We start from the raw sequence: 15,096 nt of genomic DNA on the forward strand, positions 1-15,096 counted from the left end.
GCCTTGTTTGCCCGGCAGGCAGGGAGGCCTTAGTTTCTCCAATGTCCCAGGTGTAGACCAGTGCCCCAGCCGGGGACGCTCCGCTGGGCCCGATTTCTCCCCGATGAGAAATCGGGGAAAGAATCGCCAAAGGCGGGGCCTTCCCCCGCCTTGTGGAATCCACCCCGCCGTACTGGGGGGAACGTGCGCCGTTCTCTGTTCGGCCCTTGGTTCGGTGGGGTCACATAGATGGCTTGCCCGTCTACGGGATGCACCTACTTCTCTGCTGGTGCATTCTTCTACCGTCAGGGCCTTACTCTGGTGAGACGCTGTTCCCAGCGATCGGTGGCCGGCTCCCGGCGGCGGGAACGCCGCACACCGGGGTGAGGCCCTGGAAACAGAGGCACGGTTTTACAGAGAAGGGAATGCTTTCTATAGATGTACCAGAGCATCCATGTGACCCCACCAAGGCCAGGGCCGGCCATAGAATTGATGCAGTTCCAGCCTGGTACCCCAGGGGGGTCCTTAGGGGGGAACGCCCTAAGCGGGTTTTGGTTTCTTTTGCCCGCTCAAAAGAAACCCCCAGCGGGAAGCGTCCCCACCAGGCTGGCAAGCCTGATACATGGATGGTTAGACGATCAATCCCTCCGCCACAGCTGACGCTGTGCCACCTCCCTTTACACAAGGGAGGCTTTACTCTGGGAGAGGAAAACAGAAAAGCCCCGGAGGAAGCAAATGCTTCCTCCGGGGCTTTGTCATGCGTTGGGTCTCAGAGACCTGAGAGAGCCTTAGCTGCGACGCTTGCGCACCACGGCGGTGGCGCCCAGAGCGCACACAGCGGCGAACATGACAGCCACGTACAGCATCAGCTGAGCGTTGTCGCCAGTCTGGGCGGGCTTCTCAGCGGGCTTCTCGGTGGCCTGAGGCTGATCGGTGGTCTCAGGCTTGTCAGAGGGCTGAGTCTCGCCCTCGGCGGTGAGGCCGTTGATGGCGGCATTCAGAGCAGCCACGGCGTCCTCCACGGTCTTCTGATCGTCCTCGGACAGGGTCTCGTCGGCCATGACAGCCTGAGCCTCAGCCAGAGCGGAACGGAAGGTGGCCACGGACTCGGCGGTGTAGCCCTCCAGGTTGATGCTCTTGGCTTGGCCGATGAGGTCTTCCAGGATGGACTTGTCAGCCTTGAAGCGCTGGGCCAGGATGGCATTGAGCAGGGCCTGAGCCACAGGCTGGATGTCCTCGTCCATGGCGTCGCCGTCAGCGGCAACTTCCTTGGCCTTGGCCAGGGCGTCCACCAGCTCCTGCCAGTGGTCAGCCACATACTTGTCGGCGTTGTCCATCATCTCGTCGGCCTTGGCAATGAGCTTGTTCAGCTCATCCTTGCTGCCCTGAACCAGACCCAGACCCCAGATGCCTTCCAGCAGCTGGTCCCAAGCGGCGTTGACCTCGTCCTGGGTGGCGTTGTCGTTGTCCAGAACGGTCTTGGCGTTCTCGAGAGCCTTCTCGAAGGCAGCCTTGGCGGAGTCGGTGACACCCTCCGTGGACAGGGTCACGGCATAGTCATAGGTCTTCTGCAGCAGGGTCTTGTCGGCCTTGGCCACAGCCTGGAAGGTCACGGTGACGGTGGCGCCACCGGCGGGCATGGTGAAGGCGTTGTTGGTGACAGCGATGGTGTTACCCTCGGCGTCGGTGACCACGATGGAGCCCACCTCATAGCCCTGGTCGGGAGTGGCGGTGATGGTCACCTGAGTGCCGGCAGCGGCGCTGGTGGGATCCACCTTCACGGTGCCGTTCTCAGTGGGAGTGATGGTCACGTCGTACTTGCGGCCGGAATCCTCCTGATCCCAGTTGAAGTCGGGATCGTTGTAGATGCCCAGACCGGTGACGTTCAGGCCGCCAGCCACCAGGTCAACCTTGGTCAGGTTGGTCAGGCCGTTCTCGTCGGGCAGGTTGAAGGAGTACAGGTTGTTGGCAGCGTCGGTGACGTAGAACTTGCCAGTGTTGGAGCTGTAGCTCATCTCACTGCTGTTCTCCACGGTGTTCAGCTGCAGGTCGGTGTTCTCCAGGATGGTGTAGGTCTGCATGTTCAGAGCCACTTCCATCAGACGGGAATCCTCGTAGCACTTACCCAGCACATAGGTCTTGCCGTTGGCACAGGCCACGGTGTGCACACGGGTGTAGTCACTGTCGAAGCAGATGCTGGTGTAGGGATTGAGGTCGGTGGTCTGGAGGCTGGGCACGTAGTACTGATACAGGTAGTAGCCGCCGCCCAGATAGATGACGTTGTGCTCGTCATCGTAGGCCAGGGTGTAGACCTGCGTGTTGGTCTGGAGCTGGCCCATGTAGACATTGGTGTTACCCTGGATGTCGTAACGGTACAGCAGGGGGAAGGAGCCGTCGTCGTACACAGCGTAGTAGAGGTAACGGCCGGAGTCGTCCACGTCCACACCCACCAGCTTGCCGTCCACGGGCATGGCGGAGTTGACCACCACGTACTCGTTGGGCAGCTCGGGATCGAAGGCCACCAGGCCGACGCCCTGGGAGATGGTGTAGGCCACGTCGCCGCTGAGCTCGGAGAGCACGGAGAGCTGGCAGGAGGCGGACAGGCCGCTGACGGTGTCAGTGACGGTGATGGTGGTCTCGCCGGCAGCCACAGCGGTGATGGTGCCGTCCTCGGCCACAGTGGCCACGGACTCATCGCTGCTGGACCAGACCAGCTGAGCCTTGTCGCTGCTCACAGCGGGCTGAACCAGAGCGTCCATGGTCATGGTGGTGCCAACCAGCATCCGGGTCACGGTGCGGTCCAGCATCAGGTTGATCACGTCCATCTCGGGCAGTTCGCTGTCCTCGGGGATGGGGCAGAGCATACCCAGCACGGCGTTGTAGCCCTGCATGGACTCACCACGCAGGTTCAGAGCGGTGCTGCCCAGCTTCATGGCGGTGAAGGAGTCGCCCTCCTTCTCGATCATGTAGAGGTTGGAGCCGCTGCACCAGCTGGCGGTGATGTTGGCAGCGTGGAAGTACAGACGGTCGCTGCCGAAGTCATAGGACAGCTGGGAGTTGTAGGCACCGTTCTGATCGGTGTAGGCCACAGCGCCCTCCACCTCAGTCAGCTGGGTGCAAGCGCCGGTGGCGGTGTCGATCTGATAGAGTACGGCGTTGGCGCTGGTGGAGGTGCTGCCTGCAGTGTACAGCTTGCCGTCCTTGTCAGCGGCCAGGGTGAAGGCACCGGCGGTATCCAGGGTGCACACAGTGGTCAGGGCACCGGTGGTCAGGTCGATCTTCACCAGCTCGGGGTAGGTCTGCTCCTGCTGATAGGTCTCGGAGTTCCAAGCCTTGTAGCTGAGGGTCAGGCCGTACATGGTTCCGGTGGTGTAGTCGAAGGCCAGATCCACCACACGCTTCTCAGTGTTGCCCAGCACGGTGTAGGCATCCACGGAATCCGCATCGATGCGCATGAAGTTGTTCAGGTCGTCCACCACATAGTAGTAACCGTCGAAGTACTCGCCGGCACGGACGGTGTAGGCACCATTGGTGGCCTGACCCACGGTGGAGTTGGCGGGATCATAGTCGTTGACGGTGATCCAGAAGTTGGCGTACATGGAGCCGTTGTCGTCCCGGGCCATGAAGGCGGCCATGGAGCCGGCAGCGGGCAGGACGGTGAAGGTGATGGAGTCGGAGTACACGGTGCCGTCACGGTCGGTGAGGCTGACGGTGATGGTGGCGGTACCCACATCCACCAGGGTCACCTTGCCGAAGGCGTCCACGGTGGCCACATCGGTGTTGTCGCTGGACCAAGTGCGCTTCTGCACGGTGGGACGGGCGGGCTCGGTGGAGGTCTGCAGCTGCACCTGAGCGCCAGCCAGGCCGGTGTAGGTCTCGCCGGTGGTCAGCCACAGGTCTTCCACGGGGATGTAGTTGGTCTCGGGTTCGTTTTCGGTGATGGTGAACATGGCAGTCTGCTCCACGCCGGAACGGCTGCTCACGTCGCCCAGGTCCATGACGTTGGCCTCAATGGAGCCCCAATCGGTGTCCTCCAGAGTGACCAGGAACAGGGGATTGATGCCGGAGCCCATGGAGGGGTTCCAGTAGATGTTGCCGGTGTTGTAGTCGTAGGTCATGCCAGCGTAGAACCAGTACTCCTGGGAGCTGGAGTAGACCTTGGTGGCCTCCATGGTGTCGGGGTCCACGATGAACAGGTTGCCGTTCATGCTGCCGCACAGGATGGTGGTCTCCTCACCCTCGCAGATGACGGCCATGGCGGTCATCACGTTGTCGCCGGAGGCAGAGCCTTCGGGGAACTTGAACTCGCCGATGGGATCCACAGCGCCGGTCTCCAGGTCGATGACCACGAGGCCGCCGTTGGTCAGATCCACGCCGTACATACGGCCGGTGTTGTAGTCGAAGCCGATGTTGCCCACTTGGATGTTCTCGGTGTGGCCGATGCGCTCGGGCTCGCCGAAGGTGGTCTTGGTGGGATCCTCATTGCCGGTGACCAGGGTGCGATAGAGGACGGTGGCGTTGTAGATCACGTCGTCCTCCACCCACTGTTCCTGCTGCACGGTGTACACATAGCCGTTGTAGTAGGTGCCGCCGGCCCAGATGGCGGAGCCAACGGTGCCGTCCAGAGTGGTGGTCTTGGGGGCGTTGAGCTGGGTGACCTGAGTGGGAGCCTGATCGGAGTAGGTGACCCACTTCATCTGGTTGCCCTGGTTGACATCATCGGTGACGATGTAGCCGTACAGGGCGTCCTGAGACTCCACTACGGTGACCTGGCAGGTGACCTCGTAGGGGGTCCACTCGGTCTGTCCAGCATACATAATCTGGGTAGCGCCGGTGATGGTGGCAGTGCCGGGGCCAATGGCCTTGACATAGCCGGTCTCAGAGACGGTGGCCACGTCGGTGTTGTCGCTGGTCCAGGTCACTTGCTGAGCAGCGGCGTTCCAGGGGGCCCAAGTCAGGTTCATGCGCTTGCCCTGGTTGACCACCAGGGTGGTCTTATAGGGCTCCAGCTGCACGCCGGTGGGGTTGACTTCGCCCACGGTGAACAGGTCGGTGCCCAGGTCGTTGGGGATGAACAGGGCGGAGGTGCCGCTGGGGGCACGGCTGCCCAGGCTCTCGGCGGTCTTCTTCACGGGGTCAATCTTGTAGGTCTCGCACACCTGGGTGTTGCCCACCTGGGCGTGAGCGTACCAGTAGATGACGTCCTCTTCGTAGTCATAGGTCATGGACTGGATGCTGTTCAGACGCTCGCCGTTGGTCTTGACCTTGAAGTCGGACATGGTCATCAGCCAGGTAGCAGCACCGGTGGTCTTGTCCAGGGAGTAGAGGTTCAGGTCGGTGCCGATGGCGTACAGGTTGCCCTCCTCGTCAGCGGACAGGGTGAGGATCTCGTAGCCCTCAGCCAGGCCGGTGATGGTGGCCACCTTCTCAATGCTGGTGTAGCCCCAGGGAGTGAAGCACACCTCATAGAGGTTGTTGGAACCGCCATAGCTGCTGGAGGGAGTGATGGTGCCGTCATAGGTCCAACCCACGGCGTACAGAGCGTCCTCGCCGTTGCGCTGGAGGATGCCGCCGCCGTTGTTGCCATGGCTCAGGGCCATGTCATACAGGGTGATGAAGTTGGCGGAGCCCTCCTGGCCGCTCTGGGTGTACAGAACCTGGCTGCCCCAGTAGGTGGAGTAGGGAGAGAGCAGCACCAGAGCGCCGTCGTTGCGCTGGGCAATCACACGGCCGTTGATGTACTCGCCGGCGGTGTAGGCGGTGTTCTCATAGGTCTCGTTGCGGGGTGCCTCGGTCTGGCCCTTGTCAATGCTGAACCAGCCGCGGTCCAGAACGGTGGAGTCGGTGTAGGGCTCGAAGCCGTACAGACGGCCCAGCTCCAGATCCTTCAGGCTGGGAGTCAGAGCGGAATCATCCAGCTCCAGGGCCACCTTGATCTCGGTCTCGTTGCAGGCGTAGTCGCCCAGCACGATGGTGAAGTCAGCGCCGTAGCCAGCCACGTTGAAGGTCTGCTCAAAGCTCTTGCCGGCCACATACTCGCTGCCATCGTCGGGCTTGGGAGCGAACTTGCTGATGACGGAGCCGTCGGGGGAGACGAAGAGGATGGCGGCCAGGTTGGCGTTATCCTGCAGCTTCAGGGTCAGGTTGATCTGACCGTTCTCCACCTTCAGGGAGTCCTGGAGATTGTCGGCGTTGAGCAGCTGAGGCTTCTGGTTGTCCAGAGAGGCCTGGAAGGAGAAGGAATCATCCACCACATCGTCGCCGTCGTCCACATAGGCCTCTACGGTGTAGGTGATGGTGGTGCCGTCAGGCAGCTGATTGCCGTCCTTGTCATAGCCGTTCCACACATACTCCTCGTCGGTGGTGGCGTTGTAGATGTAGAAGGGGAAGATCTGGCCGTAACTGCTGTTGTAGTAGCTCTTAGTGGCGTATTCGTGGACGTAGTTGAAGTACTCTTCTCCGGTCTCGGTATTGTTGACACGGAACACCAGCTTGCGGGCGTTACGCAGCATACCGAAATCCAGCTCCATCAGGGGGTTGGCATAGGAGAAGGCGTTGTACTCATCGCCGGAGGCACCGCCCCGCAGATAGGGGTTGGTACCCAGCTGGGAGATCATGGTGAACACGCCAGTGCCATACAGGCTGGCCTCGTTGTAGTCGGGGTTATCGAAGACGGGAGGCTTGGACCAGTCGCCGTAGTAGCCCAGGAAGGGCATGGTCAGGTTCTGGTTGTCAGCGCCCTCCAGGTACAGGTAACCCTCCACATACATGCCGTTTTCAAAGCGGCTGTTGATGTACTCCTTGTCGGCCTCGGTGAGGGTGATGGTGGCAGTGAGGGTGACGGTCTCACCAGCAGCCACGGTGACGCTGTCCTGGCTGACCTTCACCTTGGACTCCAGCAGATAGGGGGTGCCGGCGATGAAGCCATCGGTGGCAGTCTCGGTCTGCACGTCAGAATCGAAGGTGTAAGTCTTGGACTCGTCGGAGAAGTTGGTCACGGAGAACTCAAAGGAGTAGGTTCCCTCGGTGCTGTCGCCCAGCTCGGCCTTGGCACGGCCCATGGAGTTGGAGGTGCTGGACAGGTAGGCATCCACGGTGGTGGCCTTCACCAGGTTCACCAGACCGGCGCCCTGGAGACGGGGGGAATACTTCAGGCCGTTGGAACCGGGCACGTCGATGGGATCGGCGGTGCTCATGAGGATGTTGGTGGCCATGGTCCACATGTCCTGATTGCTGTAGCCCTTGCTGCGCAGGTACTGCATCAGCACGGTCATAGCGCCGGTGACCTGGGGAGTGGCCATGGAGGTACCGCTCATGTTGCCGTAGCCGGTGGGGGTGTCACGGGTGGAATAGATGTTGCCGCCCACGCCGGTGATCTCAGGCTTCAGGGACAGGTCGGGAGCGGGACCCCAGCTGGAGAAGTCGCTCATGGTCTTGGCGATCTGGAAGGAATCGCTCTTGCCGGTGACGGTGAGGGTCTTGGTCTCAGCGTTGGCCAGCAGGTCCCAGGCCTCCTTGGACATGAGCACGCAGGGGATGTTCCCGGCGGCATCGTTGATGGCCATGTTCAGCAGACCGGAGGTGTTGTTGACCACGATACAGGCAGCAGCACCGGCGTTCTGAGCGTTGGCGTGCTTGTCAGGGAAGGCCACGCCGCCGCCACGCCACACCACGGCAACCTTGCCGTTGACGTCCACGCCGTCGAAGTCCTCGGCGGCACCGTAGCCGTCGATCATGACATACTCATAAGAGTTGCCGGCCAGGTTCTCCAGACGGGTGAACACGCCGGAGTCGTTATAGCCGATCTTGGTATCACCCACGGTGACGTACTGCTGGGTGATGCGGTCGTTGTCCGCAGAGGCAACAGACAGCACGTGAGAGTAGGTGCTGGGGTTGCCCACCAGGCCGGTGTCGGGGTTTCCGGTCAGGGACAGGTTGTTGCCGTGGTTGTTGTTCAGAGCGTTGTTGGTGTCGTTACCGGCGGCGATGATGACTTCCACACCGGCCTGCTCCAGCAGGTCCAGCAACTCGGTCATGGGAGCATCGTTATCCACGAAGCCGGCGGCGGAGCCCAGGGACAGGTTGGCGGTGTCCACGTTCAGGTAGACACAGTCCTCCAGGGCGGCCATAACGGTATCCCAGTTGGCGCCCTTGGGGTTGAACACCTGCATGACGATGAGCTGAGCGTCGGGAGCCACACCGATGACCTCAGAAGAGGAAATCTTGTTGGCGGCGGCGATGCCAGCCACGTGGGTGCCGTGGTCACTACCAGCGGCATCGTGGGACACGTCAATGTTCTTGTTGTAGTAGTTGAAGGCGAAGGGGATCTTGTTGCTGAAGTAGGTGGAAGCGGGGAGCACGTTGGAGTCGGAAGCATTCAGGTTGCTCCAAGCGTTCTGCACATCCTCCACAGTCAGGGAGGTATCGGTGAGCTTGTCCTCGCTCATGGCTTGGAAGTTGGGGTGATCGGCCACGATACCAGTGTCCACAATGGCGATGCGCATGCCCTTACCAGTCCAGCCGCTCTCGTTGGCCACGTTGGAGCCAATCATGTTGGTGGCGTTGTTGGTGTAGGGCTGCATCACATTGTCCTCTTCGGGAATGCTGAACACGGGAGCCACGTACACCCGATCCACGCCGGGCATCTTCTGGATGGCAGCCTTGTTCTCATAGGTGGTGGTGACGGACAGGCCGGTCATGGTCACAGTGTAGGTGTAGCCCACCTCCACGGCGTCACTGCCCAGCTCGTCCTCCAGGGCCTGGGTGAACAGCTCCACGGCGTCCTTCTGGTCGGCAACATAGTTGCTGACGCTGGCGGTGTCGGCGGCGATGTCGTCACCGCTGAAGCCGGCTTCCAGAAGGGACTCCTTGTCCAGAGAGACGATGAAGGTCACCTCGTCCTCGGGAGCGGGGGCAGAGGCGTCGTTGTTCTGAGCAGCGGGAGTGCCGCTCTCCTCCAGGCCGATGTTGGCCTGGCCGTCGTCCTCTTTCACTTCGGCCTGGACGGTAGATCCAGACTCTTCACTGGGCAGGTCGGCGTCATAGCCTGCGTGGGGGTTGCCCTCTGTCAGGGAGAGAGCCCCGCTGCCAGCGGCGAAGCCAGGTGTCAGCAAGCCGAGCACCATGACCACCGAGAGCAGCAGACTGACGAGCCTGCGTGATGCTTTCACGTGATGTCTCATGTTATCCTCCTTAGTTTTCGTTTGCCGCTTCCGTCCACAGGGCGGAAGCGAACGGGCGGGGACGGTCCATCCGGGGACAGGCCGGACCTCGCAAATATGAAAACCCCTCATCTTTTCTCTGCGTGGAAACCAACTGCCACCCCTCCTTAACTGGTTTCCAGACGCTTGGTCGAAGAAGACAGGTTATCATCCAACTCGTGTTCTCTCAATTCTCGATTGATAACTGATAAAGGGAAAGACAAAGGGACAGTCCGCTGTGGATATCTGCCCCTTTGCACACTGTGTTGTATTGTACCCGGCCAACCTGGTTACTTGGTCACGCCGGACCCGGCACCACTGGCCCCGTCCAACACCCATTGACAGTCGCTCAGAGACTTGTCCACCTCAGCCCACAAAAGCCAGGTGGCCATGTCCGAGGTTCCCATGCCCGCAGACTGGGCGTCCACATGCACGGATACCATGTTGCTGACCCGGGTGGCGCTGCTCAGGCTGAGCTGGGTGGAGCCGCTGCTGACGGTGTATTTCACCAGCACCAGGGCTTTGCTGTCAAAAAAGTGCTTGTCGTATGCGGCCAGCTTGTCGCTGCCGTACAGACCGAAGCGGTTGAGCTGGTCCACACTGGACACGCAGGTCACGGAGTTGCCCGCGCCCTGCTGATAGGCGATGCGCAGCTTGCCGCTGTTTTCCAGAGTGACGGACTGGCTGCCCACGGCTCCGGTGCCGCCGCCGGCGAAGCCGCTCTGGCTGGGCTTTTCGGAAATGGCTGCGGACGGACTGGTCAATGGCATACTGCTCTCCTCCTGAGGGGATGAAGTGCATCCCGCAGTTATGGTACACATGGCCGCTGCCAACAGCAGCGCAGCCAACTTATTGCTCTTCACGAGATCGGTTCCTCCTTGTGCCCCACTCAGGCAGGGGCAAATTCGCTTCGCTAACTCACTAAACAACACCCGGCGCAAAAAACGCCCCCACCCAGATGAGGGGACGCATCCTCAATCAACCAGGTATGTTCTGGAATTCTGGCTTATCCTCCTGCATTATAGGGCATGTTCTTTGATTTGTCAATCCAACACACAAATCTACCTTTTCCTCCTTCTTCTCTGTGGTATTCCTGTGATTTTTTCGTAAAATTAAAGAAAAATGTTGCAAAAATGTAAAGAATATAGGTTGATTCCTTTTTTATCCATTAAAAATTGTTGAAATTTTTCAGTTTTCTGCCATAAAGTGGGATGGAATCCCTGTACCGGGAACTTCGTTGACAGGGCGGGGGAAAGCACCTAAAATGGAGGGGATACCACCCCCAGAGAGGGGGAAAGGAGCGAAGCGCATGTATCGAATTCTAATTGTTGAGGATGATCGGGGCATTGCCGGGGCGGTGCAGACCCAGTTGGAGGCCTGGGGGCTGGAGGCCCGATGCGTCTCCGACTTCCGCAACGTGCTGGGGGAGTTTGCCCAGTACCAGCCCCATCTGGTGCTTATGGACATCGGGCTGCCCTTTTTCAACGGCTTCCACTGGTGCAGCCAGATCCGCACCGTCTCCCAGGTGCCCATTGTCTTTCTCTCCTCCGCCTCGGACAACATGAACCTGGTGATGGCCATGAACATGGGGGCGGACGACTTCATCGCCAAGCCCTTTGACCAGGGGGTACTCATTGCCAAGGTGCAGGCCATGCTCCGCCGGGCCTATGACTACGCCGGTGCGGTGCCGGTGCTGGAGCACCGGGGGGCCATGCTCAACACGGGAGATGGCACCCTCACCTACCAGGGGAAGAACATCGACCTGACGAAAAATGAGTACCGCATTCTCCTGGCCCTGATGCAAAACAAGGGCAGCGTGGTCAGCCGAGAGCGGCTGATGGAGCTTCTCTGGGAAGGGGACAGCTTTGTGGACGAAAACACCCTGACGGTGAACGTCAACCGCCTGCGCAAGAAGTTGGACGGGGCGGGGCTGAAGGCCTTCATTACCACCAAGTTCGGAGTGGGCTATCTCATCTCTTAATAAGGAGGACGTCATGAGATACCTGAAAACCTATCTGAGGGACCGCCTCCCGGCGGTGGGGATTTTCCTCCTCTTCTCCCTCATCTTTCTCACCGTGTTTGCCCTGTACCGGCTGCCCATAGCCGCGGTGCTCTACCCGGTGGGGCTGTGCGGGGTGCTGGGGTGCGTGTTTTTGGGGCTGGACATCCGGCGTGCCCGGGAGCGGCACCGCCGCCTGGAGCAGCTCTCCCAGCTGTCTGGGGCGGTGATGGGGGAGTTCCCCCTGCCCATCAACCAGGACCACCGGGACTACCAGCACATCATCCAGCTGCTGCGGGCCGAGCAGGCCCAGCGGGAAGGGGAGATGCAGCGCCGCTATGAGGACATGGTGGACTACTACACCGTGTGGGCCCACCAGATCAAGACCCCAATTGCCTCTATGCGCCTGACCCTCCAGAGCCAGGACTCCCCCACCGCCCGGCAGCAGCTGGAGGAGCTGCAACGCATTGAGCAGTATGTGGAGATGGTGCTGGCCTTCCTCCGCCTGGACTCGGAGTCCACCGACTACCTGTTCCGGGAGTACCAGTTGGACGGCATTCTCCGGGGAGCGGTGCGCAAGTTTTCCACCCAGTTCATCCGCCGCCACATTGCCCTGCACTATGAGCCCACGGAGCTGCGGGTGCTCACCGACGAGAAGTGGCTGAGTTTTGTGGTGGAGCAGGTGCTGTCCAACGCCCTAAAATACACCCCAGACGGGGGCGAGGTGTGGCTGGGGCTGGAGGGGCCCGCCACCCTGTGCATCCGGGACAACGGCATGGGCATCGCCGCCGAGGACCTGCCCCGCATCTTCCAAAAGGGGTACACCGGGTACAATGGCCGGGCGGACAAGAAGGCCAGCGGCCTGGGGCTGTACCTGTGCCGCCGTATCTGTACCAATCTGGGCCACACCATCTCCGCCCAGTCGGTGGCGGGGGAGGGTACCTCCATCCGCATCGGTCTGGAGCGGGAACAGCGGTGGCTGGAGTGACTTGTGACAAAAGTGTAAGAAGTGGAGGGCAAAGTGTAAGGAGATGCCATGGAGAGGCGGGGTTCTCCCGGCTATAATAAGGGTGTAAACAGCAAAGGAGGAACCGCTCTATGAGTATTTTGGAAGTACAGAGCTTACAGAAGGTCTACACCACCCGCTTTGGCGGCACCCAGGTGCAGGCGCTGAAAAATGTCACCTTCCATGTGGAGGAAGGGGAGTATGTGGCCATCATGGGAGAGTCCGGCTCCGGCAAGACCACCCTTTTGAATATCCTGGCGGCACTGGATAAGCCCACCGGGGGCCTGGTGAAGCTGGACGGCCAGGAGCTGGGCAAAATCCGGGAGTCTGAGGTGGCGGCGTTCCGGCGGGACCACCTGGGCTTTGTGTTCCAGGACTTCAACCTGCTGGACACCTTCTCCCTGGAGGACAACATCTACCTGCCCCTGGTGCTCTCGGGCAAGCAGCCCAGCGAGATGAAGCAGCGTCTGGTGCCTCTGGCGGCTCAGCTGGGCATTGCCCACCTGCTGAAAAAGTACCCCTATGAGGTGTCCGGCGGCCAGAAGCAGCGGGCAGCCGTGGCCCGGGCTCTCATCACCAACCCCCGCCTCATCCTGGCCGACGAGCCCACCGGTGCTCTGGACTCCAAGGCCACCGACGAGCTGCTGCGGCTGTTTGGCGACATCAACGCCCAGGGACAGACCATTCTGATGGTCACCCACTCGGTGAAGGCGGCCAGCCACGCCGGACGGGTGCTCTTCATCAAGGACGGCGAGCTGTTCCACCAGATCTACCGGGGCGAGAGCACGGAAAACCAGTTCTATCAGAAGATTTCCGACGCCCTCACCCTGTTGACCACAGGTGGTGAGCGGGCATGAGACTGGGATTTTACCGCCGCCTGGCGTGGACGGGCATCCGTCAGAACAAGAAGATGTACCTGCCCTACATCCTGGCCTGTATCGGCGTGGTGATGGTCTGCTACATCGTCTCCTTCCTGGGCCTGTCTCCGGTGCTGAAAGAGATGCCCGGAGGAGGCAGCGCCCAGAGCTTTTTGAACACGGGCTTTGGGGTCATGTGTGTGTTTTCCACCATCTTCCTCTTCTACACCAACTCCTTCCTCATCCGCAGAAGAAAGAAGGAGTTTGGCCTGTACAACATCCTGGGTATGGGCAAACGGCACCTGGCCCTGGTGCTGCTGTGGGAGACCGTGATCATCGCGGCCATCACCCTGGTGGTGGGCCTGTTCTGCGGCGTGCTCTTCTCCAAGGTGGCCGAGCTGGCCCTCACCCGCATTCTGGACGGTGGAGTCACCTACACCATGACGGTGGAGCTGAACTCCGTGGTCAGCACCGTGGTGCTATTCCTGGTGATTTTCGGCCTCATGTTCCTCAACACCCTGCGTCAAATCCACCTCACCAGCCCCATCGCCCTGCTGCGCAGTGAAAACGCCGGGGAGAAGCCGCCGAAAGCCAACTGGCTCATCGCCCTGCTGGGCCTGGTGGTGCTGGCCGGGGCCTACTACTGGGCCATCACCGTGAAAGACCCCATTACCGCCATGATTGGCTTCTTCATCGCGGTGGCCATGGTGGTGGTGGGCACCTATCTGCTGTTTGTGGCGGGCTCTGTGACCCTGTGCCGCCTGCTGCAAAAGAATAAGCGGTACTATTACAAGACCAACCACTTCGTGTCGGTGTCCTCCATGGTCTACCGCATGAAGCGCAATGGCGCGGGCCTGGCCTCCATCTGCATTTTGTGCACCATGGTGCTGGTGATGATCTCCTCCACCTCCTGCCTGTACATCGGCATTGAGGACAGTCTGCGCACTCGCTATCCCCGGCACATCAACCTGGACGCCGTGGTGGACTGTGTGAACACCTTGGACGGCTCCCACCAGGAGCAGGTGCGGGTGCTGGCTGAAGAGACGGCGGAGCAGTATGGCGCCACCCCCAGCAACATCCTGGACTACCGGGTGTGCGGCTTTGTGGGGGTGCGTCAGGAGGACCGGATGGTCATGGACGACGTGTTCCTCAGCTCCTACAACATGGAGACCATGGCCAATACCTGGCAGGTGTTTGTGGTGCCGCTGGAGGACTACAACAGCCTGATGGGGAAGCGGGAGACCCTGATGCCCGGTCAGGCGCTGATGTACACCACCAAGGGAAGCGACTACCCCTATGCCTCGGTGGAACTGGGGGAAGGGGTTACCCTGTCGGTGGCCAAACAGGTGGACAGCTTCGCGGACAACGGGGTGGACGCCATGCAGATTGTCCCCTCCATGTATCTCTTTGTCCCCAACTTCCAGGAGACGGTGGAGGGGGTTCAGGCCCAGCTGGGTGAGCAGAGTGCCTCCAGCCTCCACTGGTACTACGGCTTTGATCTCAACTGTGACGATGATACCCAGATCCAGATCGGCCAGCAGCTGTCCACCGCTCTGCGGGACATGGAGAGCGCCGATGAGACGGACGGCTATTTCCACGTCCTGATGGAGGGGGCGGCTCAGGAGCGGGGGAGCACTTACGGCCTGTACGGCGGTATGTTCTTCCTGGGCATCCTGTTGGGGGTGGTGTTCATCCTGGCGGCGGTGCTCATCATCTACTACAAGCAGATCTGCGAGGGGTATGAGGATCAGTCCCGGTTTGACATCATGCAGAAGGTGGGCATGACCAAGGGGGAGATCCGCCGCAGCATCAATTCCCAGGTGCTCACTGTGTTTTTTGCCCCGCTGCTCATGGCCGGGGCACACTTGGCCTTCGCCTTCCCCCTCATCCGCAAGCTGCTGCTGCTGTTTGGCTTGACCAACGTGGGGCTGTTTGCCGGGGTGACGGTGGTGTGCTTTGTGGCCTTCGCCCTCTTCTATGTTCTGATTTATCGTCTGACCTCTCGTTCCTACTTCCGCATTGTCAGCGGCATGAGAGAGGAATAACACAAAAAAA

At 60.6% G+C, this 15,096-nt stretch carries 6 protein-coding genes; 4 read left to right on the top strand and 2 right to left on the bottom strand.

What is annotated here, in order from left to right:
* Nucleotides 1–767: 767 nt before the first annotated feature.
* Nucleotides 768–9,161: a S8 family serine peptidase gene (locus E0L15_RS12260; RefSeq protein WP_206020628.1), complete on the bottom strand. Its 8,394-nt coding sequence runs from the start codon at nucleotides 9,159–9,161 to the stop codon at nucleotides 768–770.
* 308 nt (nucleotides 9,162–9,469) lie between these two features.
* Nucleotides 9,470–9,949: a hypothetical protein gene (locus E0L15_RS10910; RefSeq protein ID WP_087370293.1), complete on the bottom strand. Its 480-nt coding sequence runs from the start codon at nucleotides 9,947–9,949 to the stop codon at nucleotides 9,470–9,472.
* A 539-nt stretch (nucleotides 9,950–10,488) separates the two neighbouring features.
* Between E0L15_RS10910 and E0L15_RS10915 the strand changes: the two genes are divergently transcribed.
* The 4 genes from E0L15_RS10915 to E0L15_RS10930 all read left to right on the top strand — a co-directional run bounded on the left by E0L15_RS10915 (nucleotide 10,489) and on the right by E0L15_RS10930 (nucleotide 15,086).
* Nucleotides 10,489–11,160: a response regulator transcription factor gene (locus E0L15_RS10915; protein WP_168125608.1), complete on the top strand. Its 672-nt coding sequence runs from the start codon at nucleotides 10,489–10,491 to the stop codon at nucleotides 11,158–11,160.
* Nucleotides 11,161–11,173: 13 nt separating this feature from the next.
* The gene (locus E0L15_RS10920) at nucleotides 11,174–12,166 is read left to right on the top strand and encodes a sensor histidine kinase (protein ID WP_168125609.1); all 993 of its coding nucleotides are present in this window, start codon (nucleotides 11,174–11,176) and stop codon (nucleotides 12,164–12,166) included.
* 110 nt (nucleotides 12,167–12,276) lie between these two features.
* Entirely contained in the window at nucleotides 12,277–13,041 is a 765-nt protein-coding gene (locus tag E0L15_RS10925; protein WP_087231898.1) for an ABC transporter ATP-binding protein, read from the top strand.
* Nucleotides 13,038–15,086 (top strand): ABC transporter permease, encoded by a 2,049-nt coding sequence (locus tag E0L15_RS10930; protein ID WP_168125610.1) that lies wholly within the window; start codon nucleotides 13,038–13,040, stop codon nucleotides 15,084–15,086. Before E0L15_RS10925 ends, E0L15_RS10930 begins: the two co-directional genes overlap by 4 nt.
* Nucleotides 15,087–15,096: the final 10 nt, after the last annotated feature.

It is taken from the genome of Pseudoflavonifractor sp. SW1122, from assembly GCF_012027765.1.
Lineage (GTDB): Bacteria > Bacillota > Clostridia > Oscillospirales > Oscillospiraceae > Enterenecus > Enterenecus faecium.